The sequence below is a fragment of the Variovorax sp. CF079 genome, from assembly GCF_900101545.1.
In the GTDB taxonomy this organism is placed as follows: domain Bacteria; phylum Pseudomonadota; class Gammaproteobacteria; order Burkholderiales; family Burkholderiaceae_C; genus Variovorax.
This window is the reverse complement of record NZ_FMZU01000002.1, coordinates 347,570-367,954: the sequence shown is the minus strand read 5'-3', so window position 1 is coordinate 367,954 and position 20,385 is coordinate 347,570. Positions and strand designations below refer to the sequence as shown.

General features: G+C 66.8%; 21 protein-coding genes. 16 read left to right on the top strand and 5 right to left on the bottom strand.

The window, feature by feature from the left end; genetic code table 11:
* The first annotated feature begins 393 nt into the window (after nucleotides 1-393).
* Genes BLS74_RS04260 through BLS74_RS04250 form a run of 3 tightly spaced genes read left to right on the top strand, consistent with a single transcriptional unit; the run spans nucleotide 394 to nucleotide 5,145 of the window.
* Nucleotides 394-2,316: a PrkA family serine protein kinase gene (locus tag BLS74_RS04260; protein ID WP_093103189.1), complete on the top strand. Its 1,923-nt coding sequence runs from the start codon at nucleotides 394-396 to the stop codon at nucleotides 2,314-2,316.
* 22 nt (nucleotides 2,317-2,338) lie between these two features.
* Nucleotides 2,339-3,631, top strand: coding sequence for a YeaH/YhbH family protein (locus tag BLS74_RS04255; RefSeq protein ID WP_093103188.1), 1,293 nt, complete (start codon nucleotides 2,339-2,341; stop codon nucleotides 3,629-3,631).
* Nucleotides 3,628-5,145, top strand: a complete 1,518-nt coding sequence (locus BLS74_RS04250; RefSeq protein WP_093103186.1) for a SpoVR family protein — start codon at nucleotides 3,628-3,630, stop codon at nucleotides 5,143-5,145. The genes BLS74_RS04255 and BLS74_RS04250 overlap by 4 nt, the downstream gene beginning before the upstream one ends.
* Here BLS74_RS04250 and BLS74_RS04245 read toward each other — a convergent pair.
* Together BLS74_RS04245 and aroQ are read right to left on the bottom strand one after the other, a co-directional pair.
* The gene (locus tag BLS74_RS04245; RefSeq protein ID WP_093103185.1) at nucleotides 5,138-5,779 is read right to left on the bottom strand and encodes a DNA-3-methyladenine glycosylase I; all 642 of its coding nucleotides are present in this window, start codon (nucleotides 5,777-5,779) and stop codon (nucleotides 5,138-5,140) included. The genes BLS74_RS04250 and BLS74_RS04245 overlap by 8 nt on opposite strands.
* A gap of 6 nt (nucleotides 5,780-5,785) precedes the next feature.
* Entirely contained in the window at nucleotides 5,786-6,241 is a 456-nt protein-coding gene (gene aroQ / locus BLS74_RS04240) for a type II 3-dehydroquinate dehydratase (protein WP_093103183.1), read from the bottom strand.
* 52 nt (nucleotides 6,242-6,293) lie between these two features.
* On the opposite strand from aroQ, the gene BLS74_RS04235 reads away from it, so the two are divergent.
* From BLS74_RS04235 to BLS74_RS04205, 7 genes are read left to right on the top strand one after another with little or no spacing between them, the layout of a single operon-like run.
* A complete protein-coding gene (locus BLS74_RS04235; RefSeq protein WP_093103182.1) occupies nucleotides 6,294-7,268 on the top strand; it encodes an aldo/keto reductase in 975 nt (324 codons plus the stop codon).
* Between the two features lie 12 nt (nucleotides 7,269-7,280).
* Entirely contained in the window at nucleotides 7,281-8,117 is an 837-nt protein-coding gene (locus BLS74_RS04230) for an amidohydrolase family protein (RefSeq protein ID WP_093103281.1), read from the top strand.
* Nucleotides 8,118-8,162: 45 nt separating this feature from the next.
* Entirely contained in the window at nucleotides 8,163-9,272 is a 1,110-nt protein-coding gene (locus BLS74_RS04225) for an S-(hydroxymethyl)glutathione dehydrogenase/class III alcohol dehydrogenase (RefSeq protein WP_093103180.1), read from the top strand.
* Nucleotides 9,265-10,185 carry an alpha/beta fold hydrolase gene (locus BLS74_RS04220; RefSeq protein WP_093103179.1) on the top strand — a complete coding sequence of 307 codons (921 nt, stop codon included), beginning with the start codon at nucleotides 9,265-9,267 and terminating at the stop codon, nucleotides 10,183-10,185. The genes BLS74_RS04225 and BLS74_RS04220 overlap by 8 nt, the downstream gene beginning before the upstream one ends.
* Nucleotides 10,182-11,045 (top strand): S-formylglutathione hydrolase, encoded by an 864-nt coding sequence (gene fghA, locus BLS74_RS04215; RefSeq protein ID WP_093103177.1) that lies wholly within the window; start codon nucleotides 10,182-10,184, stop codon nucleotides 11,043-11,045. Before BLS74_RS04220 ends, fghA begins: the two co-directional genes overlap by 4 nt.
* The gene (locus BLS74_RS04210; protein ID WP_093103176.1) at nucleotides 11,042-11,392 is read left to right on the top strand and encodes a TfoX/Sxy family protein; all 351 of its coding nucleotides are present in this window, start codon (nucleotides 11,042-11,044) and stop codon (nucleotides 11,390-11,392) included. Before fghA ends, BLS74_RS04210 begins: the two co-directional genes overlap by 4 nt.
* Complete coding sequence (locus BLS74_RS04205) at nucleotides 11,389-12,000, top strand: 3'-5' exonuclease (RefSeq protein WP_093103174.1); 612 nt, start codon at nucleotides 11,389-11,391, stop codon at nucleotides 11,998-12,000. Before BLS74_RS04210 ends, BLS74_RS04205 begins: the two co-directional genes overlap by 4 nt.
* On the opposite strand, the gene BLS74_RS04200 is transcribed toward BLS74_RS04205, so the two are convergent.
* Together BLS74_RS04200 and BLS74_RS04195 are read right to left on the bottom strand one after the other, a co-directional pair.
* Entirely contained in the window at nucleotides 11,964-12,497 is a 534-nt protein-coding gene (locus BLS74_RS04200; RefSeq protein ID WP_244503743.1) for a gluconokinase, read from the bottom strand. The genes BLS74_RS04205 and BLS74_RS04200 overlap by 37 nt on opposite strands.
* A 9-nt stretch (nucleotides 12,498-12,506) precedes the next feature.
* Nucleotides 12,507-13,595, bottom strand: coding sequence for a PA0069 family radical SAM protein (locus BLS74_RS04195; RefSeq protein ID WP_093103171.1), 1,089 nt, complete (start codon nucleotides 13,593-13,595; stop codon nucleotides 12,507-12,509).
* A gap of 127 nt (nucleotides 13,596-13,722) precedes the next feature.
* Between BLS74_RS04195 and BLS74_RS04190 the strand changes: the two genes are divergently transcribed.
* The 4 genes from BLS74_RS04190 (at nucleotide 13,723) to BLS74_RS04175 (ending at nucleotide 17,258) form a co-directional block, all read left to right on the top strand.
* A complete protein-coding gene (locus BLS74_RS04190; protein WP_093103170.1) occupies nucleotides 13,723-14,301 on the top strand; it encodes a GbsR/MarR family transcriptional regulator in 579 nt (192 codons plus the stop codon).
* 68 nt (nucleotides 14,302-14,369) lie between these two features.
* Entirely contained in the window at nucleotides 14,370-15,281 is a 912-nt protein-coding gene (locus BLS74_RS04185; RefSeq protein ID WP_093103168.1) for an NAD-dependent epimerase/dehydratase family protein, read from the top strand.
* A gap of 22 nt (nucleotides 15,282-15,303) precedes the next feature.
* Nucleotides 15,304-16,242, top strand: coding sequence for an SAM-dependent methyltransferase (locus BLS74_RS04180; protein WP_093103167.1), 939 nt, complete (start codon nucleotides 15,304-15,306; stop codon nucleotides 16,240-16,242).
* Nucleotides 16,239-17,258 carry an SRPBCC domain-containing protein gene (locus BLS74_RS04175; protein WP_244503742.1) on the top strand — a complete coding sequence of 340 codons (1,020 nt, stop codon included), beginning with the start codon at nucleotides 16,239-16,241 and terminating at the stop codon, nucleotides 17,256-17,258. Before BLS74_RS04180 ends, BLS74_RS04175 begins: the two co-directional genes overlap by 4 nt.
* 6 nt (nucleotides 17,259-17,264) lie before the next feature.
* Here BLS74_RS04175 and BLS74_RS04170 read toward each other — a convergent pair whose 3' ends face one another.
* Nucleotides 17,265-17,927 carry a glutathione S-transferase gene (locus BLS74_RS04170; RefSeq protein ID WP_093103165.1) on the bottom strand — a complete coding sequence of 221 codons (663 nt, stop codon included), beginning with the start codon at nucleotides 17,925-17,927 and terminating at the stop codon, nucleotides 17,265-17,267.
* Nucleotides 17,928-18,049: 122 nt separating this feature from the next.
* Here BLS74_RS04170 and phaZ point away from each other — a divergent pair, with 122 nt between their 5' ends.
* Nucleotides 18,050-19,267, top strand: coding sequence for a polyhydroxyalkanoate depolymerase (gene phaZ, locus BLS74_RS04165; RefSeq protein WP_093103164.1), 1,218 nt, complete (start codon nucleotides 18,050-18,052; stop codon nucleotides 19,265-19,267).
* 34 nt (nucleotides 19,268-19,301) lie between these two features.
* Nucleotides 19,302-20,384 carry an adenosine deaminase family protein gene (locus tag BLS74_RS04160; protein ID WP_093103162.1) on the top strand — a complete coding sequence of 361 codons (1,083 nt, stop codon included), beginning with the start codon at nucleotides 19,302-19,304 and terminating at the stop codon, nucleotides 20,382-20,384.
* Nucleotide 20,385: the final 1 nt, after the last annotated feature.

The following is a 20,385-nucleotide window of genomic DNA, read 5'->3' as shown; positions in this document are numbered from 1 at the left end:
GCAACCGGCCTACTACTGATGCTTTCACGTCGCGCGTAGCCTATAACCAAGGGCGGGGCGTTGTATCCCGACTGCTGTTTCAAGGCATATGAAAAGAACCTGCGTGCACGATCGACGAAGAGCCTGCCCCGGGGCCGACTTCGCGCGTCACACATTTTTCGGTCGATCTGACTAATGCTTCCGGTTTCTCGTTGGAACTTTTAAACAACGCGCCAATTCTTATTTGAAAAGCAATTTGCTGGACGCGCTCTTTGTTCTATGCTTTGACCAAGTTCCTGCTTGAGGAGTGAATCCGAAGCGTGCACACCATACCTGGCACCATTCCTGCGAACGATGCAACGTGTGCAGCACGGAAACTCCGGGCAGCGCCCCGCTGACTCGATGGAGGTGTCTATGGATGTCGTCAGTAACTTCGCCGCCCGCTACGAGCGGACCCGCGAAGAGGTCCTGTCCCTGCAGGAATATCTTGAGATTTGCAAGCGCGAGCCCGGGGCTTACGCGACGGCCGCCGAGCGCATGCTCCAGGCGATCGGGGAACCCGAGTTGGTCGACACGCGCAACGACCCGCGCCTGTCGCGCATCTTCGCCAACAAGGTCATCAAGATCTACCCTGCGTTCAGGGAGTTCTATGGCATGGAAGATGCAATCGAGCAGGTGGTCTCGTACTTCCGGCACGCCGCACAGGGCCTGGAAGAGAAGAAACAGATCCTCTACCTGCTCGGTCCCGTCGGCGGGGGCAAGAGCTCGATCGCGGAGCGCTTGAAGCAGCTGATGGAGCAGGTGCCCTTCTATTCGATCAAGGGATCGCCGGTCAACGAGTCGCCGCTCGGTCTCTTCGACGCCGCGGAAGACGGGGAGATCCTCGAGAAGGAATACGGCATCCCGCGCCGCTACCTGCAGCGCATCCTGTCGCCCTGGGCCGTGAAGCGGCTCGAGGAGTACGGCGGCGACATCCGGCAGTTCCAGATCGTCAAGCGCTATCCCTCGGTGCTGCGGCAGATCGCCGTGGCCAAGACCGAGCCGGGCGACGAGAACAACCAGGACATCTCCTCGCTGGTCGGCAAGATCGACATCCGCAAGCTCGAGACCTTCGCGCAGGACGACCCCGACGCCTACGCCTACTCCGGCGGCCTGTGCCTGGCCAACCAGGGCCTGCTGGAATTCGTCGAGATGTTCAAGGCGCCCATCAAGGTGCTGCATCCGCTCCTGACCGCCACGCAGGAAGGAAACTTCAAGGGCACCGAAGGCTTCGGCGCCATTCCCTTCGACGGCATCGTGCTGGCCCACAGCAACGAAAGCGAATGGAAGGCCTTCCGCAACAACAAGAACAACGAGGCTTTCCTCGACCGAATCTACATCGTCAAGGTGCCGTACTGCCTGCGCGTCTCCGAAGAGATCAAGATCTACGAGAAGCTGGTGCGCAACTCCTCGCTCTCGCTGGCGCCCTGTGCGCCCGGAACGATGCGCATGATGGCCCAGTTCTCGGTGTTGACGCGGCTCAAGGAGCCGGAGAACTCCAGCATCTTCAGCAAGATGCAGGTCTACGACGGCGACAACCTCAAGGACACCGATCCCAAGGCCAAGTCGATCCAGGAGTACCGCGACTACGCCGGCGTCGACGAGGGCATGAGCGGCGTATCGACCCGCTTCGCGTTCAAGATCATCTCCAAGGTCTTCAACTTCGACAGCAGCGAGGTTGCCGCCAATCCGGTGCACCTCATGTATGTGCTCGAACAGCAGATCGAGCGCGAGCAGTTCGCGCCCGAGACCGAGCAGAAGTACCTCTCCTACATCAAGGAGCTGATGGCGCCGCGCTATGCGGAGTTCATCGGCAAGGAGATCCAGACCGCCTACCTGGAAAGCTACTCCGAGTACGGCCAGAACATCTTCGATCGCTACGTGACCTACGCCGACTACTGGATCCAGGACCAGGAGTACCGCGACCAGGACACCGGCGAAGTCTTCGACCGCGGCTCGCTCAACGCCGAGCTCGAGAAGATCGAAAAGCCCGCGGGCATCAGCAATCCCAAGGACTTCCGCAACGAGATCGTCAACTTCGTGCTGCGCGCGCGCGCCGGCAACGCGGGCAAAAACCCGCTATGGACCAGCTACGAGAAGCTGCGCACGGTGATCGAGAAGAAGATGTTCTCCAACACCGAAGAGCTCCTCCCGGTCATCAGCTTCAATGCCAAGAGCAGTGCCGACGAGCTGAAGAAGCACGAGGATTTCGTCAACCGCATGGTGCAGAAGGGTTACACCGCCAAGCAGGTCCGCCTGTTGTGCGAGTGGTATCTGCGCGTTCGCAAGAGCTCATGATGAGCTGAAAGGAGTTCCTGCCGTGGCCATGCTGCAGCAGATCATCGACCGCCGTCTGTCGGGAAAGAACAAGTCCATCGGCAACCGCGAGCGTTTCCTGCGGCGTTATCGCGAGCAGATCGGCGAAGCCGTGCGGCGCGCCGTCAGCGGCCGCAGCATTCGCGATCTCGAGCAGGGCGAGGACATCACCTTGCCCAAGCGCGATGTCTCCGAGCCAGTGTTCGGCCATGGCCAGGGCGGCGACCGCGAGTACGTGCATCCCGGCAATCGCGAGTACGTCAAGGGCGACCGCATCGAGCGGCCGCAGCAGGGCGGCGGCGGCGCGGGCAGCGGCTCGCAGGCCGGCGATGGCGAAGGCGGCGAAGACGACTTCGTCTTCCGCCTCACCAAGGAAGAGTTCATGCGGGTCTTCTTCGAGGACCTCGCCCTGCCCCACCTGATCCGCACCCAGCTGGCCGAGGTGCCGGAATGGAAGACCCACCGCGCCGGCTTCACCAGCGACGGCATGCCCACCAACCTGCACGTCGTGCGCTCCATGCGCGGCGCGCTGGCGCGGCGCATCGCGCTCGGCGGCGCCCCGCGGCGCGAGATCCGCGAACTCGAGGCGCACCTGCTGCACCTCAAGCGCAGCCCGCGCGCGGCGGATGCGCTGGTGCAGCGCGAGATCCGCGAAACCGAAGCCCTGCTCGAGGAGCTTCGCGCCAAGGCCAAGCACGTGCCCTACCTGGACCCGATCGACCTGCGCTACCGCAACCGCGTCAGGGTGCCGGTGCCCTCGGCCAAGGCGGTGATGTTCTGCCTGATGGACGTGTCGGGCTCGATGGACGAAGCGCGCAAGGACATGTCGAAGCGCTTCTTCATGCTGCTGTACCTGTTCCTGACCCGGCACTACGAGAAGATCGAACTGGTGTTCATCCGCCACCACACCCAGGCCAGCGAGGTGAGCGAAGAGGAGTTCTTCCATGCCACCGAAACCGGCGGCACCGTGGTTTCCAGCGCGCTGACGCTGATGCACGAGATCGTCCGCGCGCGGTTCCCGAGCAACGAATGGAACATCTACGGCGCCCAGGCCAGCGACGGCGACAACTGGCACCAGGACAGCGGCCGCTGCCGCGAGCTGCTGACCGATCATCTGCTGCCGCTGGTGCGCTACTACGCCTACGTGCAGGTCGCCGACGCCGAGCAGAACATGTGGGAGGAATACAGCCAGCTGGTTGAAACCCACAAGAACTTCGCGATGCGCAAGGTGGCCGATGCGCAGGACATCTACCCGGTGTTCCGCGACCTGTTCAAGAAAGAGGGGGTGCCGGCGTGAACGCAAAGAAACGAGAGCCCCTGCCCAGCCCCTCGGACTGGACCTTCGAACTGATCGAGCGCTACCACGGCGAGATCGCCCGCGTGGCGCGCGGTTACAAGCTCGACACCTACGCCAACCAGCTCGAGATCATCACGGCCGAGCAGATGATGGACGCCTACGCCTCGGTGGGCATGCCGGTCATCTACCGCCACTGGTCCTACGGCAAGCAGTTCATCTCGACCGAAAAGAACTACCGTCGCGGCCACATGGGCCTGGCCTATGAAATCGTCATCAACTCCGACCCCTGCATCGCCTACCTGATGGAAGAGAACACCATGGCGATGCAGGCCCTGGTGATCGCCCATGCCGCCTACGGCCACAACAGCTTCTTCAAGGGCAACTACCTCTTCAAGATGTGGACGGACGCCTCGTCCATCATCGACTACCTGGTCTACGCCAGGAACTACATCAGCGAATGCGAGGAGCGCCATGGCGTGGCGGCCGTCGAAGACCTGCTCGACTCCTGCCACGCGCTGATGAACCATGGCGTGGACCGCTATCGCCGCCCGCAGAAACTGTCGCTGAACCAGGAACAGGTGCGCCGCGAGGAACGCGAGCACCATCTCCAGCAGCAGGTCAACGACCTCTGGCGCACCCTGCCCCGGAAAAGCGGGCGCAGCGCCGAGGACGAAGAGGCCGCCAAGCGCTTTCCGTCCGAGCCACAGGAGAACCTGCTCTATTTCATCGAGAAAAATGCACCATTGTTGGACCCCTGGCAACGCGAAGTGGTGCGTATCGTGCGCAAAATCGGGCAGTACTTCTATCCGCAGCGCCAGACGCAGGTCATGAACGAGGGCTGGGCCACCTTCTGGCACTACACCCTGCTCAATACGCTGTACGACGAAGGCCTTTTGGCCGACGGTTTCATGATGGAGTGGCTGCAGTCGCACACCAATGTGGTGTTCCAGCCGCCGGTCGGCCACCGCGCCTACAGCGGCATCAATCCCTATGCGCTGGGTTTTGCGATGTACACCGACCTGCGGCGCATTTGCGAAAACCCGACCGAGGAAGACAAGCGCTGGTTCCCCGACATAGCCGGCTCGCCGTGGCTGACATCGCTGGATTACGCCATGCGCAATTTCAAGGACGAGAGCTTCGTCGGCCAATTCCTTTCGCCCAAATTGATGCGCGACTTCCGCTTTTTCGCGATCCGCGACAAGGAGGGCGAGCCCGAGCTCGAGGTGTCGGCCATCCACGACGACAGCGGCTACCGCCTGCTGCGCGAATCGCTGTCGCGCCAGTACGACCTCAACCACCGCGAGCCCAACATCCAGGTCTGGAGCGTCAACCTGCGCGGCGACCGCGCGCTCACGCTGCGCCACACGCAGCACAACGACCGCCCGCTGCACGACGATGCGCAGGAGGTGCTCAAGCATGTCGCCCGCCTCTGGGGCTTCGACGTGCATCTCGAGAGCGTCGACAGCCAGGGCCGGGTGAACCACCGGAAAGTGGCCGGCCCGCAAGCTACCTAGGGCGCGGCATCCGAAGCTTCGCGCGCGCCGCCAGCGCCAGTTCGCGCGCGTGGCAATCCTCGACGTGGTCGTTGACCAGCCCCATGGCCTGCATGAAGGCGTAGACCGTCGTCGGGCCGACGAAGCTCCAGCCCCTCTTCTTCAGGTCCTTCGACATCGCCACCGATTCGGGCGACGTGCTCATGGCCTGCAAGGCTTTCTGCGTGATGCGGCGCGGCCGCGATGCCGGGTCGGGCTCGAAGCCCCATGCGTAGGCCGCCAGCGAACCGAATTCCTCGCGCAGCTCCAGCACGCGTTGCGCGTTGTTGATGGCCGACTCGATCTTGCCGCGGTGCCGCACAATGCCTGCATCGCCGAGCAGCCGTTCCACATCCTTGGGGCCGAAGCGCGCGACGCGCTCGGCATCGAACTCGGCGAAGCCGCGCCGGAAGGCTTCGCGCTTGTTGAGGATGGTGAGCCAACTCAGCCCGGCCTGGAAACCCTCGAGGCACAGCTTCTCGAACAACCGCCGGTCGTCCGTGACCGGGAAGCCCCATTCCTTGTCGTGGTAGTGCTGGTAGGCCGGCGTGGATTCGCACCAGCGGCAGCGCAGCGTGCCGTCGGCGCCGGCGAAAAGCCCCGGAGACACTGACATCGGCGACTACGCCGCTTCGCTCACGCGCACCAGCGCTTCGATCGCGAGCGGATAGCCCTTGACGCCGAAGCCGACGATGATGCCGCGCGCCGCCGGTGAGATGTAGGAATGGTGGCGAAATTCCTCGCGCGCATGCACGTTCGAGATGTGCAGCTCGACCAGCGGCACGCTCGCGCCCTTGATCGCATCGTGCAGCGCGATCGAGGTGTGGGTGTAGGCGCCGGGATTCATCACCACGCCGAACATGCGGCCGGCGGCAACCTCTCGACCGGCCTCGTGGATCCAGTCGATCAGCTGGCCTTCGTGGTTCGATTGGCGGCACTCGATCTCGACGCCGAGCTTCGCGCCCGCCTCCTGGCACATGCGCTCGACGTCGGCCAGGGTTTCGTGGCCGTACTGCGCGGGCTCGCGCGTTCCGAGCAGGTTGAGATTGGGACCGTTGAGGACGAGGATCTTTTTCATGGCCCGTTTGTAGCAGGTGTTCGCCAGGGCAGCTACCGCCGAGAATGCAGGCGTGAACGACACCCTTTTCGAACGACTCGCCGGCCCACTGCGCCTGGGTCTGGGCGGCGCGCCGCTGGGCAATCTCTTTGCGCCGCTCGACGACGAAAGCGCCGAGCGCACCATCGAGGAAGCCTGGCGACAGGGCCTGCGCTACTTCGACACCGCCCCGCTCTACGGCCACGGCCTCAGCGAACAGCGCCTGGGCCGCGTGCTCGGGAAGCAGCCGCGCGACAGCTTCGCACTGTCGACCAAGGTCGGCCGCCTGCTGCGTCCCGACCCGGCCGCGCCCGAGGAGCGCGACGGCTATGTGCAAGGCCTCCCGTTCGTGCCGCACTTCGACTACAGCTTCGACGGCGCGATGCGATCGATCGAAGAGAGCCTGGAGCGCCTGGGCCTGGCGCGCATCGACATCGCCTTCATCCACGACATCGACCGCCACACCCATGGCGAGCAGCAGCCCGAGCGCTTTCGCGAAGCGATGACAGGCGCCTACCGCGCGCTCGACCGCCTGCGCGCCGAAGGCGTGCTCGGTGCGATCGGCATCGGCGTCAACGAGTGGGAGGTGTGCCGCGATGCGCTGGCCGCGGGCGACTTCGATTGCATGATGCTGGCCGGCCGCTACACCCTGCTCGATGCTTCGGCCGCGCGCGAATTGGTTCCGCTGTGCGTCGCGCGCAAGGTCCGCCTGATCCTGGCCGGCGTCTTCAACTCCGGCATCCTCGCGAGCGGCAGCACGTCCAATGCGCACTTCGACTACCGGCCTGCGCCACCCGCCGTGCGCGAGCACGTCGAGCGCCTCGCCGGCATCTGCGCAGGCTTCGGCGTTGCGTTGCCGGCCGCGGCGCTGCAGTTCGCGCTGGCCTGCCCTTGCGCGGCCGCCGTGGTGGTCGGTGCGCGCAGCCCCGCGGAGATCACGCAGAGCGTGGCGCACAGCCGGGCGCCCATTCCCGCGGCACTGTGGGACGCGCTGGCCAGGGAACACTGAGCCATGGCGGCGATCCGCATCGACGCCCACCAGCATTACTGGTCGCTCGCGCATCGTGACTACGGCTGGCTGCAGGACACGCCGGCGCTGCACGTGCTCTATCGCGACTTCTCGCCCGAAGACCTCGCACCGCTCCTGGACCGCGCGGGCATCGACGGCACGGTGCTGATCCAGGCCGCGCCGAGCGAGGCAGAAACTTGGCGGCTGCTGGCTCTGGCCGCACAACCCGCCAGCCGGGTGCGCGCGGTCGTCGGCTGGACCGATCTGGACGCGGCCGACGCGCCGCAGCGCATCCGCCGCCTCGCGCAGGAGCCGCTCTTCAAGGGATTGCGACCCATGCTGCAGGACATCGCCGATCCGAACTGGATCCTCGGCGCGCAGTTGCAGCCTGCCATCCAGACCATGACCGAGCTGGATCTCAGCCTGGACTTCCTGATCAAGCCGCAGCAGCTCGACGCCGCACTGGCTTTCGCGCTGCAGCACCCGAATTTGCGCATGGTCATCGACCACGCCGCCAAGCCCGACATCGCTGGTGGGGCCTTCGAGCCCTGGGCCACGCAGATCGCGCGTTTCGGCAAGCAGACGCAGGTGTGCTGCAAGCTCTCGGGCCTCGCCACGGAGGCGGGGCCAGGCTGGGACGCAGACGCGTTGCGTCCCTATGTCGATCACCTGCTGGCCTGCTTCGGTCCCTCGCGCCTGATGTGGGGAAGCGACTGGCCCGTGCTCGAGCTGGCAGGCGACTACCTGCAATGGGAGGCCGTGTCCAGGGAATTGCTCAAAGCCCTCCCGCCATCCGAACAAGAGCAGGTATGGGGCACGAACGCGGCGGGCTTCTATGGCATAAAGTGACGCGCGGGGACCGTCCTCCGCGCCTCTCCACTTCCTGCTCTCCCCATGAAAACCAAAGCCGCCGTCGCCTGGAAATCCGCCGCTCCTCTGTCCATCGAAACCGTCGACCTCGAAGGTCCGAAGTTCGGCGAGGTGCTGGTCGAGATCAAGGCCACCGGCATCTGCCACACCGACTACTACACGCTCTCGGGCGCCGATCCCGAAGGCATCTTCCCGGCCATCCTCGGCCACGAAGGCGCGGGCATCGTGGTCGACGTCGGCCCCGGCGTCACGACGCTCAAGAAAGGCGATCACGTCATTCCGCTCTACACGCCCGAATGCCGCCAGTGCAAGTTCTGCCTCTCGCGCAAGACCAACCTGTGCCAGCTGATCCGCGGCACCCAGGGCAAGGGCCTGATGCCCGACGCCACCAGCCGCTTCAGCCTGGACGGCAAGCCCATCTTCCACTACATGGGCACCAGCACCTTCAGCAACTACACGGTCGCGCCCGAGATCTCGCTGGCCAAGATCCGTGAGGATGCGCCCTTCGACAAGGTCTGCTACATCGGCTGCGGCGTCACCACCGGCATCGGCGCCGTGATCTTCACCGCCAAGGTGGAAGCCGGCGCCAACGTGGTGGTGTTCGGCCTCGGCGGCATCGGGCTCAACGTGATCCAGGGCGCGAAGATGGTGGGCGCCGACAAGATCATCGGCGTCGACCTGAACCCTGCCCGCGAGGCGATGGCGCGCAAGTTCGGTATGACGCACTTCATCAACCCCAAGGACACCGAGAACGTGGTCGATGCTGTTCAGCAGCTCACCGACGGCGGCGCCGACTACAGCTTCGAGTGCATCGGCAACACGAAGGTGATGCGCCAGGCGCTCGAATGCACGCACAAGGGCTGGGGCCGCAGCATCATCATCGGCGTGGCCGAGGCCGGCGCCGAGATCAGCACGCGACCCTTCCAGCTGGTCACCGGCCGCAAGTGGGAAGGCTCGGCCTTCGGCGGCGCGCGCGGGCGTACCGACGTGCCGAAGATCGTCGACTGGTACATGGAGAACAAGATCAACATCGACGACCTGATCACCCACACCATGCCGCTGGAGGACATCAACAAGGGCTTCGACCTGATGAAGCGCGGCGAGTCGATCCGGGGAGTGGTGCTCTATGAATGAAAACGCTCTGGGCAGCCTGCGCCGCGTGCAGGCCGGCGTGCTCAAGATCGCCTTCCACGAAAGCGGCCCGGCCGATGGCCCGCCGGTGCTGCTGCTGCACGGCTTTCCCTACGACGTGCAGTCCTACGTCGAGGTGGCGCCGCAGCTCGCGGCCGAGGGCTGCCGCGTCGTCGTGCCCTACCTGCGCGGCTTCGGCCCGACCCAGTTCGCCGACGCGGGCACGCCGCGATCGGGCGAGCAGGCCGCGATCGGCGCCGACGTGCGGGACCTGCTCGATGCGCTGGCCATCCCGCGCGCGGTGCTCGCGGGCTACGACTGGGGCGGAACCGCGGCCTGCGTGGCCGCGGCGCTGTGGCCCGAGCGCTGCACGGGCCTGATCTCGGTCAACAGCTACAAGATCCAGAACATCGCGGCGGCGCGGCAGCCCATCTCGCCGGAAAACGAGGCGCGGTACTGGTACCAGTATTACTTCCACGCCGAGCGCGGCCGCGCCGGCCTGGCGCAGAACCGGCGCGCGCTGTGCAAGCTGCTGTGGCGCATGTGGTCGCCGATCTGGCAGTTCGACGACGCGACCTACGAGCGCAGCGCGGCGGCCTTCGACAACCCCGATTTCGTCGACATCGTGATCCACTCCTACCGCCACCGCCATGGCCTGGCGGCCGGCGACCCGGCGTACGCGGCCCTGGAGGCCCGCCTCGCAGAGCAGCCGGACATCAGCGTGCCGAGCATCACCTTCGACGGCACCGACGACGGCGTGATGCCGGTCGGCGGCACGGCCGACCACGGCCACCATTTCATCGGCCGGCACGAGCACCGCGTCGTGCAGGGCGCCGGCCACAACCTGCCGCAGGAAAAACCGCAGGCCTTCGTCGATGCCGTGCGCGATCTCGTGCATGGCAACATCGGCCGATGACCGACAGCCTGAAGACCCTCTCCGAACACCGCTGCTTCGGCGGCATGCAAAGCTTTCACGAGCACGCCTCGCGCGAAATCGGGCTGCCGATGCGCTTCTCGGTGTTCCTGCCTCCGCAAGCGGAACAGGGCCCGGTGCCGGCCCTGATGTACCTCGCGGGCCTTACCTGCAACGAGGAGACCTTCATGGTCAAGGCCGGCGCGCAGCGCATGGCCGCCGAGCTGGGCCTGGCGTTGATCGCGCCCGACACCAGCCCGCGCGGCGCCGCCGTCGAGAGCCTGCCCGGCGCGAGTGCGAGCTGGGACTTCGGCATCGGCGCCGGCTTCTACCTCGACGCCACCGAGGCGCCGTGGGCGCAGCACTGGCGCATGGAAAGCTACCTGGTCCATGAACTGCTGCCGCTGGTCGCGCAAGCCCTGCCGATCGACGGGCAGCGCATCGGCCTCTTCGGCCACTCGATGGGCGGCCATGGCGCGTTCACCCTGGCGCTGCGGCATCCGGGTCGCTTCAAGTCGCTCTCGGCCTTTGCGCCGATCTGCGCGCCGACGCAGTGCCCGTGGGGCGAGAAGGCCTTCGGCGGCTACCTCGGCGCCGAGCGCAGCGCCTGGCTCGCGCACGATGCCTGCGCGCTGATGCAGTCGCAGACCGCACCGCCCTACCCGGCCGGCATCCTGGTCGACCAGGGCCTGGCCGACAAATTCCTGGCAGAACAGCTGCATCCGCACCTGTTCGAGGCCGCCTGTCGCGCAGCGGGCCAGCCGCTCCAACTGCGCCGACACGCCGGCTACGACCATGGCTACTACTTCATCCAGAGCTTCATGGCGGACCACCTGCGCCACCATGCCGGGGCATTGACTTGAGCGAGTTCGTCCGGAGCCTGCATGAGGTCTTCGAGCGCTTCGGCCGCATCGAAGCCAGGCGCATGTTCGGCGGCCACGGCATCTACCACGAGGGGCGCATGTTCGCGCTGGTGGCGCGCGACACGCTCTACCTCAAGGCCGACCCGCAAAGCGTCGCGCATTTCGACCGGCTGCGATTGCCGGCTTTCGAATACACGAGGAACGGGAAGACCATGCAGACGTCCTACCGGGAAGCGCCGGCCGAGGTGTTCGACGACCGCGACGAGGCCGCGCTGTGGGCCCGGCGCGCCTGGGAAGCCGCCTTGCGATCCGGCACCGCGCCAAAGAAACGATCGAAAGCACCATGACCGGAATGCCGCCCCCGCTGCCCGAACGCGAGCAGATCGCGCTGCTCGAAGTCTTCGAAGGCCTGGGCCTGCAGCAGATCCACGTGGTCGACGCGCCGCAAAAGGCCGAACAGGCCGTGGCGGCGCTGCGAGCCAGCGGCGTGGTCGGCTTCGATACCGAATCCAAGCCAACCTTCGCGAAGTTCGAGGTCTCGGGCGGCCCGCACGTGCTGCAGTTCGCGACGCGCGATGCGGCCTGGCTCTTCCAGCTGCACCGCAGCGAGTTCCACGAGGTCCTGGCCGGGCTGCTCGCCTCGACCGAACTGACCAAGGTCGGCTTCGGCCTCTCTTCCGACCTGAGCCTGATCCGGCAGCGCTTCGGCATCGAGCCGCAGGCCGTCTTCGATCTGGACAGCGAGTTCCGCCGCCGCGGCTACCGCAAGTCGGTCGGCGTGAAGACGGCCGTGGCGCTGGTATTCGACCGCCGCTTCGTGAAGTCGCGCAAGGCCACCACCTCGAACTGGGCCCACAAGCAGCTGACCGATGCGCAGCTGCGCTACGCGGCCAACGATGCCTACGCGGCGATCCGCGTTTACGAGGCGCTGGGGCTCACGCCGCCGGCGCGCTGATCCTGCTGCAGCCAGGCCCGGACCTGCTCCACGAGCCGGTCCATCGGCGCCGACGCATCGACGGCCAGTACCCCCGGCTCCCCGACCGGCGATTCGAGGGTCGCGAACTGATTGGCGACCAGGCTGGCCGGGAACATGTGCTCCGCCGCGCGCGCCGCGACACGGCGTTCGGCCTCCTCGCGTGACAGATCCATGAACACGAAGTGCAGCCCCGGCGCCGCGGCGCGCAGCCGCTCGCGGTAGTCGCGCTTGAGCGCCGAGCAGGTCAGCACCGCACCCTGCCGGTGGCCGGCGAGTTCCCGACCCAGCGTGGCCAGCCAGCCGGTGCGGTCGGCATCGGTGAGCGCAATGCCGGCGCGCATCTTCTCGACATTGGCCGGCGGATGAAAGTCATCGCCCTCGATCAGCGGCAATGTGAACTCGGCGGCCAGCGCCGCACCCAGGCTCGACTTGCCGCAGCCCGAGACCCCCATGACAACGATCCAGAAACGATCCATGCATCGACTTTAGAACAGACTGCCCTGTCCCGCTTCGCCGGGCGGCCGAAACGCGCTGAGATCGAGCGCGATGCGCTCGCGGTTGAAGCCGATGCGCCGGGTCGCCTTCTCGAAGCGCTGGCGGATCAGGTCGGCCCACAGGCCGCTGCCCACCATGCGTGTGGCGAAGTCGGCGTCGTAATCCCTGCCGCCGCGCATCTCGTGGATGCGCGCCATGATGCGGCCCGCACGCTGCGGGTAGTGCAGCTCCAGCCACTGCTTGAACAGCGGCGCCACCTCCCAGGGCAGCCTGATCACCGTGTAGAAGGCGCTGCGCGCACCGGCCTCCCACGCGGCTTCGAGCACCTGCTCCATGTCCTCGGTGACGAAGGGAATCTGCGGTGCCACGCTCACACCCACCGGCACGCCGGCCTCGGCCAGCGTGCGCACGGTGCGCAGCCGCCGGTGCGGCGCCGCGGCGCGCGGCTCCAGCTTGCGCGCGAGTTCGCCGTCGAGCGAGGTGATGGTCACGTACACCGCCGCCAGATGCTCGGCCGCCATCGGCGCGATCAAGTCGAGGTCGCGCTCGACCGCGCTCGACTTGGTGACCAGCCCGAAGGGATGGCGCGTTTCCTTCAAGAGCTCGATCACCGAACGCGTGAGCCGCAGCTCGCGCTCGATCGGCTGGTAGCAATCGGTGGCGGTGCCGATCGCGATGTGGCTGGGCCGGTAGCTCTTGCGGCCGAGCTCGGCGCGCAGCACCTCGACGATGTTGCGCTTGGCGATCAGCTTGGTCTCGAAGTCCAGGCCAGGCGACAGGTTCAGGTAGCTGTGCGTGGGCCGTGCGAAGCAGTAGATGCAGCCGTGCTCGCAGCCGCGATACGGATTGATCGATCGATCGAAGTAGATGTCTGGCGAATCGTTCTCGCACAACACCGACTTCACGTCTTCGAAACGCACCTCTGTTTGAAGCGGCGGCAGCGGCTCGGCCGCGCCTTCTTCGAGCGTGCCCCAGCCGTCGTCGTAGGCATCGCGCACGTCGCGCTCGAAGCGGTGCGGCAGGCGGGTGGCCGCGCCTCGGCCCTTGAGGGCATGGACGGGAATGAAAACATCGGCCATGGTGAAATGCCTCTTGGAAACTGTATGAACATACAGTATTTCACCAATTGGCCAGCGCCGCATCAGACTTTCATTTCTTTATTGACAGAAATTTCGAAAACCATAAACTCGATCGCAAGGCCACACCATGCAACTGACCGAAATCCAACGCAAATTCGTGCTTCACTGGGGCGAGATGGGCTCCCTGTGGGGTGTCAATCGCACCGTCTCGCAGATCCACGCCCTGCTCTTCGCCCATGGCAAGCCGCTGCATGCCGAGGAGCTTTCCGAAACGCTCAACGTGGCCCGCTCCAACGTGAGCAACAGCTTGAAGGAACTGCAGGCCTGGAACCTGGTGCGCGTGACCCACGTACTGGGCGACCGGCGCGACTACTTCGAGACCAGCGTCGACGTGTGGGAGCTGTTCCGCACCGTGGTGCGCGAGCGCAAGGAGCGCGAGTTCGACCCCACCGTGCGGGTGCTGCGCGAGATCATCGCCAGCCCCGACTTCGGCAAGGAGCCGGCCGACGCGCAGGACCGCATCCGCTCCACCATGGAACTCATGGCCAAGCTGGGCACCTGGGCCGACGAGATGCTGCGGCTGTCGCCCGGCACCCTCGACAAGGTGCTGACGCTGGGCGCAAGCGTGCAGAAGTTCGTGCGCGGCGATGCGAACCGCGGCAAGGACGATCCTGGCGCGCACCATGCCAGCCTGCCCATGCTCTGACATTTTTTTGCGTGTTTATTTCTGTTTTGACTGAAGCATCGAGAAGAACTCAGACCCGGAGTAGCGCCATGACCACTTCATCGAACATCCTCGTCTGCGGTGCCAACGGTTTCATCGGCAGCCGCATCGCCGCCGCGGTGCAGAAGGCGGGACACCAGGTGACCTGCGGCAGCGCAACGCGCCTGCGCACCGACCTGCCCCACCTGCCGATCGACTACTCGCGCGACACCGATGCCGCGACCTGGCTGCCGCGCCTGGCGGGCTTCGACACGGTGATCAACGCCGTCGGCGTGCTGCGCGACAGCGCGCGCCGGCCGATGCAGGCGGTGCACACGGACACGCCGGCCGCGCTCTTCCAAGCCTGCGCGCAGGCCGGCGTGCGCCGCATCGTCCAGATCTCGGCGCTGGGCATCGGCCGCAACGACAAAGACAACCCGACCCAGTACGCGCGCACCAAGCGCGCCGCCGAAGCTGTACTGCAAGCCCTGCCCGCCGGCGGCCCGTCGTGGATCGCGCTGCGGCCCTCGGTCGTGCTCGGCCAGGGCGGCGATGCGACCAAGCTGTTCCACACGCTGGCCGCACTGCCTGTGCTGGCGATGCCCGCCCCCGCGCTTGCTGCCAAGTTGCAGCCGGTCTATGTCGAGGATCTCGCACGTGCCGTGGCGGTGCTGGCCGACCCGGCCTCGCCCTCCCGCGGCGTGGTGGAGTTCGGCGGGGCACGCGCGATGACGCTGGCCGAGCTGATCGCCACCTTGCGCAGCGCGCGGCGCGGCGGCGCGCCGAAGCCGGCCCGCGTGCTGCGCCTGCCTGCATGGGTGGGCGTGCTGAGTTCGCGCGCCGGCGACTTCGTACCCGGCGTGCCGTGGTGCACCGACACCCGCGTGATGCTCGAGCTCGACAACGTCGCGAGCAATGCGCCGCTGCGCGGCTGGCTGGGCACCGAGCCGCGCGACCTGCGCGATTTCGCCGACACCTTGTGAATCAACTTCAGGAAAGCACTTCATGAGCGACACCCTCCCGCAACGCATCGCGCTGCCGGCACCTGCCGCGCCCTCGCATGCCCCCGTGACGCCGAGCGACACGCAGGACTACTTCACCGAGGTCGCCGATGACTACCGCGCGTGGAGCCCGGGCTACAACATGCACTTCGGCTTCTGGCGCGCAAGCCTGAATCCGTTGCGGCGCGAGGGCATGCTGGTCGAGATGAACCGTGCCGTGGGCCGCGCGCTGCAGCTCGACGCCGCACGGCCGGCCTGCGTGGTCGACCTCGGTTGCGGTGCCGGCGCCACCGCGCGCACGCTGGCCATGGAGCACCCCAAGCTCTACGCGGTGACCGTGACCAACGTGGCGGTGCAGAACACGATCGCGGCCCGGCTCGATGCCGGCGCCGGCGTGGCCGACCGCGTAGCGCACGTCGAGGCCGACTACACGCGCACCGGGCTGCCCACCGCGCAGGCCGATGGCGCCTGGGCGGTCGAGAGCGCTTGCTATGCGAGCGGCGCCACCAAGGCCGACTTCGTCGCCGAAGCCGCGCGCCTGCTCAAGCCCGGCGCGCGGCTGGTGGTGATCGACGGTTTCCTGCTGCGCCGCCAGCCCGGCCGCATCGCCGGCTGGCTGCACCGGCTCTGGGCCGACAGCTGGGCCGTGCCCACGCTGGCCACGCGCGACGACTTCGCCGCAACGCTGCAGAGCCACGGTTTCGCACAAGTCGAAGTGAAGTCGCTGCGCTGGCGCGTGGCACCGAGCGCGCTGCACATTCCTGTGCTCGCCACGCGCTTCACGCTGGCCGAGCTCTGGAAGGCGCGCGGCCGCCTCTCGCCCTGGCGCCGCAAGCACATCGTCGCCAGCTATTGCGCCCTCGCGCTGGGCCTGTTCTGGCGCGACTTCGACTACTGCATGGTGACCGCCGTGCGCGACGCGAGCGAGGCGGGCCGCGCATGAGCGAGGAGGCAGATCCGGCGCACCAGCGAAGCGCTCACCACGTCGCCGCACCGCCGGCGGTCGAGCTGCCCTTCCATTGGCTCCTGCCGCTGTTCGGGGGCGCGGCCGCGGCCCTGGTCATGCGCCTGGCCTTCAGCGGCTCGCCGGGCCAACGCTACTCGGCCATGCTCGGCAGCTTCATCTACCTGGCACCGGTGCTCTGCGGCGCGGTCACGGTTTATCTCGCCGAGCGCAGCCGCCGGCGCAGCTTCTGGTACTACCTCTGGGCGCCGTGGTGCGCCACGGCGCTGTTCGTGGGCGGCACGCTGATGATCTACATCGAGGGCCTGATCTGCGCCATCGTCATCGTGCCGCTGTTCGCGCTCATGGGCAGCCTGGGCGGCCTGATGATGGGCGTGGTCTGCCGCGTCACCGACTGGCCGCGGCCGACGCTCTACGGCATCGCGGCCTTGCCACTGCTGCTCGGCGCGATCGAGCCCTCGCTGCCCGATCCCCAGCAGCTCTCGAGCACCTCGCGCACGATCTTCATCGCAGCGCCGGCCGAGCGGGTCTGGCAATCGCTCAACGATGCGCGCGACATCCGGCCGGACGAAGTCGGCGATGCCTGGGCCTACCGGATCGGCGTGCCGATGCCCATGGAAGGACGAACCGAGGAAAGCCCCGAAGGCCGGGTACGCAAAGTGCGCTGGCAGAAGGACGTGCACTTCGACGAGCTCATCACCGAATGGGAACCGTCGCGGCGCGTGAAGTGGCGCTACCGCTTCGCGCCCGACTCCTTTCCCGCCGGCGCGCTCGACGACCACGTGGTGATCGGCGGCCACTATTTCGACCTGCGCGATTCGGCCTATACGCTCTCGCCGCGCGATGGCGGCACCGAGCTGCGCATCGACGTGTCCTGGCGCGTCAGCACGCGCTTCAACTGGTATGCGGACCGGGTCGCGCACTTCCTGCTGGGTGATTTCTCCGAGCACATCCTGCGCTTCTACAAGGCGCGCAGCGAAGCGCCTTCCGCGTGATCCTGATCAGAACTCCGCGTCGAGCTCGTCGATCTCCTCGGGCTCCAGCTTGGCCGCCTCGATCCACTCCTGCATGGCCGGCAATTCGACGATCCGCTTGCAGTAGGCGGCGCAGGCGCGGTCGAGTGCGACGTCGTAGGTCATGAAGCGGGTGACCACCGGTGCGTACATCGCGTCCGCCATGCTGGGCTCCTTGCCGAACAGGAAGGGGCCGTCGTAGGCCTTGAGGCACTCGCGCCAGATCAGGGCGATGCGATCGATGTCGGTCTGCGCGCGCGACCAGATCTTGAAGTTGGGAAACCTGGCCTTGATGTTCATCGGCAAGGCGCCGCGCATCGAGCCGAAGCCCGAATGCATCTCGCCGCAGATCGCGCGGCAGTGGGCGCGGGCCTTGATGTCGGCCGGCAGCAACCCGGCCTTGGGCTTGATCTCGTTCAGGTATTCGCCGATCGCGAGCGTGTCCCAGACCTTCACGCTGCCGTGCTGCAGCGAGGGCACCAGCATCGAGGCCGACAGCAGCAGCATCTCGGCCTTCATGGCCGGGTCGTCGGGCGGGATCACCTTCTCGACGAAGTCCAGCCCCGCCAGCCGGCACATCAGCCAGCCGCGCAGCGCCCATGCGCCGTAGTTCTTGCTGCTGATCGTGAGAACGGGTTTGCTGCTCGCCATGGGGACGCTCCTCGGCTGCCGGGATAGGCCCTGCAGTGTGTGCAAGGCCTGTGCCAGAACAGTGCATGCCGCACCCACCCCGGCGCGCGCCTTGGCCCGCAAATTGCCTGCGAGAGGTATATATGTTGTACAGGGCCTACCAAACCAGCGCCGACCTGCTTTCGCCATCGCGGCTCGCGGCGCAGTACCTCGGCAGTTCCCTGTGGCAGCAGAATTCGCAGCGCAGCGCGGCGCGGCGCATCGCCGCCGCCATGGAGGTCTACTCGCGCATGCGGCTCACCCACACGCGGCCGGCCTATGGCATCCAGAGCGTGACGGTCGACGGCGAAGAAGTGGCCGTGCATGAAGAGGTTGCGCTGGTCGCGCCCTTCGGCACCTTGCTTCACTTCCGCAAGAACACCAGCGCGGTGCATCCGCCGGTGCTGCTGGCCGCACCACTTTCGGGCCATTTCGCGACCCTGCTGCGCGAAACCGTGCGCACCTTGCTGCGGGACCACGACGTCTATTTGACCGATTGGCACAACGCCCGCGACGTGCCGCTCTGGCATGGCGGCTTCGGCCTGGACGACTACACGCTGCAGCTCATCAAGTTTCTCGAGGCCGTCGGACCCGGCGTGCACATGGTTGCGGTCTGCCAGCCCTGCGTGGCGGCGCTGGCGGCCACCGCGCTGATGGCCGAGGACGACAACCCGTCCACGCCGCGCAGCCTCACCTTGATGGCCGGGCCGGTCGATTGCCGCATCAACCCGACGGCCGTCAACAAGCTTGCGAACGAGCGCCCGATCGGCTGGTTCGAACGCAACCTGATCAGCCGCGTGCCCTGGCCGCATGCAGGCATGATGCGGCGCGTCTACCCCGGCTTCCTGCAGCTCACCGCCTTCATGAGCATGAACCCGGAGCGCCACAAGCAGCAGTTCCAGAAGCTTTTCGAGTACCTGGTCGAAGGAGAAATCGAGAAGGCCGCCACCATCCGCGATTTCTACGACGAGTACCTGGCGGTGAACGACCTGCCGGCCGAGTTCTACCTGGAGACGGTGGAGCGCGTGTTCCAGACCTACGACCTGCCGCGCGGCGCGCTCACCGTGGGCGAGCGCAAGGTCAACCCCGCTGCCATCCGCCGCACCGCACTGCTGACCGTCGAAGGCGAGCGCGACGACATCTGCGCGGTCGGCCAGACGGTGGCAGCGCAAGACCTCTGCACCGGCGTGCGCCCCTACCTCAAGACCCACCACCTGCAGGCGGGCGTGGGGCACTACGGCGTCTTCAGCGGCAGCAAGTGGAATGCGCAGATCTATCCGCGGGTGCGCGAGGCGATCCACACGGCTGCCGAGGTGCACTGACTCCACTGGCTGGCGCTGGTCTAGACTGGCCCGGATGACGCCCGCGCCCGCCTCCCCGCTCGATGCCTTCCTGCATGCGATCCCGAAGCTCGAGCTGCATTGCCACCTGTTCGGCACAGTGCGGCACGACAGCTTCGCGGCGCTCAATCGCCGCGCCGGGCGGCCGCTGGCCGATGAAGAGATCGAAGGCTTCTACACGCGCGGCGAGAAGCCGGTCGGCGTGCTTCGCGTGCTGCGCGCGCTCGATGCGTGGCTGGTGCGCGTGCCCGACGACCTGCACCGGCTCACCTTCGAATACCTCGAGGACGCGGCGGCCCACAACGTGCGCTACGCCGAGTTCTTCTGGAACCCGACCGGCACTGTGCGCGACTCCGGCATCGCCTACCGCAGCGCGCAAGAGGCCATCGTGCGCGCCATCCATGACGCAAAAGACGAGTTCGGCATCACCGGCCGGCTGATCGCGGCCATCGACCGCGAGGCCAGCCCCGAGGCTGCTGTCGAGATGGTCGGCTGGGTCACGGCCAACCTCTGCGAGGAGGTGATCGGTATCGGCATCGACTACCGCGAGGTCGACCGGCCACCCGAGCTCTTCCAGGAGGCGTACCGCGACGCGCGGCGCGCCGGCCTCAAGACGACCGCGCACGCGGGCGAGTTCGGCATGCCGTGGACCAACGTGCGCACCGCGCTCGACGTGTTGCAGGTCGACCGCATCGACCACGGCTACACGGTGGTCGACCAGCCCGAGTTCGCACGCGAGTGCGCCGAGCGCGGCGTGCTCTTCACCGTGGTGCCGACCAACTCCTACTACCTGCGCACGCTGCCGCCCGAGCGCTGGGCGCTGGACCATCCGATCCGCCGCATGCCCGGCCTGGGCCTGCGCATCCATCCCAACACCGACGACCCCACGCTGCACAAGGTCACGCCCACGCAAGCCTGGGGAATGATGGTGCGCGACTTCGGCTTCGGCCTCGACGATCTGCGCGGCTTCATGCACAACGGGCTCGACGGCGCGTGGATCGACGACACGACGCGCCGCGAATGGCGCGTGCAATGGAGCGCCGAATTCGATGCGCTGCGCGCACAGCTGCCGCAAGACCAGATCACTTCCGAAGACTGAC

Bases quoted from the DNA above. Each gene is read 5' to 3' on its own strand.
- BLS74_RS04185 (WP_093103168.1), top strand. From the start codon at position 14,370: ATGACCACTTCATCGAACATCCTCGTCTGCGGTGCCAACGGTTTCATC.
- aroQ (WP_093103183.1), bottom strand. From the start codon at position 6,241: ATGAAAAAGATCCTCGTCCTCAACGGTCCCAATCTCAACCTGCTCGGA.
- BLS74_RS04175 (WP_244503742.1), top strand. From the start codon at position 16,239: ATGAGCGAGGAGGCAGATCCGGCGCACCAGCGAAGCGCTCACCACGTC.
- BLS74_RS04225 (WP_093103180.1), top strand. From the start codon at position 8,163: ATGAAAACCAAAGCCGCCGTCGCCTGGAAATCCGCCGCTCCTCTGTCC.
- BLS74_RS04180 (WP_093103167.1), top strand. From the start codon at position 15,304: ATGAGCGACACCCTCCCGCAACGCATCGCGCTGCCGGCACCTGCCGCG.
- phaZ (WP_093103164.1), top strand. From the start codon at position 18,050: ATGTTGTACAGGGCCTACCAAACCAGCGCCGACCTGCTTTCGCCATCG.
- BLS74_RS04245 (WP_093103185.1), bottom strand. From the start codon at position 5,779: ATGTCAGTGTCTCCGGGGCTTTTCGCCGGCGCCGACGGCACGCTGCGC.
- BLS74_RS04220 (WP_093103179.1), top strand. From the start codon at position 9,265: ATGAATGAAAACGCTCTGGGCAGCCTGCGCCGCGTGCAGGCCGGCGTG.
- BLS74_RS04260 (WP_093103189.1), top strand. From the start codon at position 394: ATGGATGTCGTCAGTAACTTCGCCGCCCGCTACGAGCGGACCCGCGAA.
- BLS74_RS04200 (WP_244503743.1), bottom strand. From the start codon at position 12,497: ATGGATCGTTTCTGGATCGTTGTCATGGGGGTCTCGGGCTGCGGCAAG.
- fghA (WP_093103177.1), top strand. From the start codon at position 10,182: ATGACCGACAGCCTGAAGACCCTCTCCGAACACCGCTGCTTCGGCGGC.
- BLS74_RS04160 (WP_093103162.1), top strand. From the start codon at position 19,302: ATGACGCCCGCGCCCGCCTCCCCGCTCGATGCCTTCCTGCATGCGATC.
- BLS74_RS04195 (WP_093103171.1), bottom strand. From the start codon at position 13,595: ATGGCCGATGTTTTCATTCCCGTCCATGCCCTCAAGGGCCGAGGCGCG.
- BLS74_RS04190 (WP_093103170.1), top strand. From the start codon at position 13,723: ATGCAACTGACCGAAATCCAACGCAAATTCGTGCTTCACTGGGGCGAG.
- BLS74_RS04205 (WP_093103174.1), top strand. From the start codon at position 11,389: ATGACCGGAATGCCGCCCCCGCTGCCCGAACGCGAGCAGATCGCGCTG.
- BLS74_RS04170 (WP_093103165.1), bottom strand. From the start codon at position 17,927: ATGGCGAGCAGCAAACCCGTTCTCACGATCAGCAGCAAGAACTACGGC.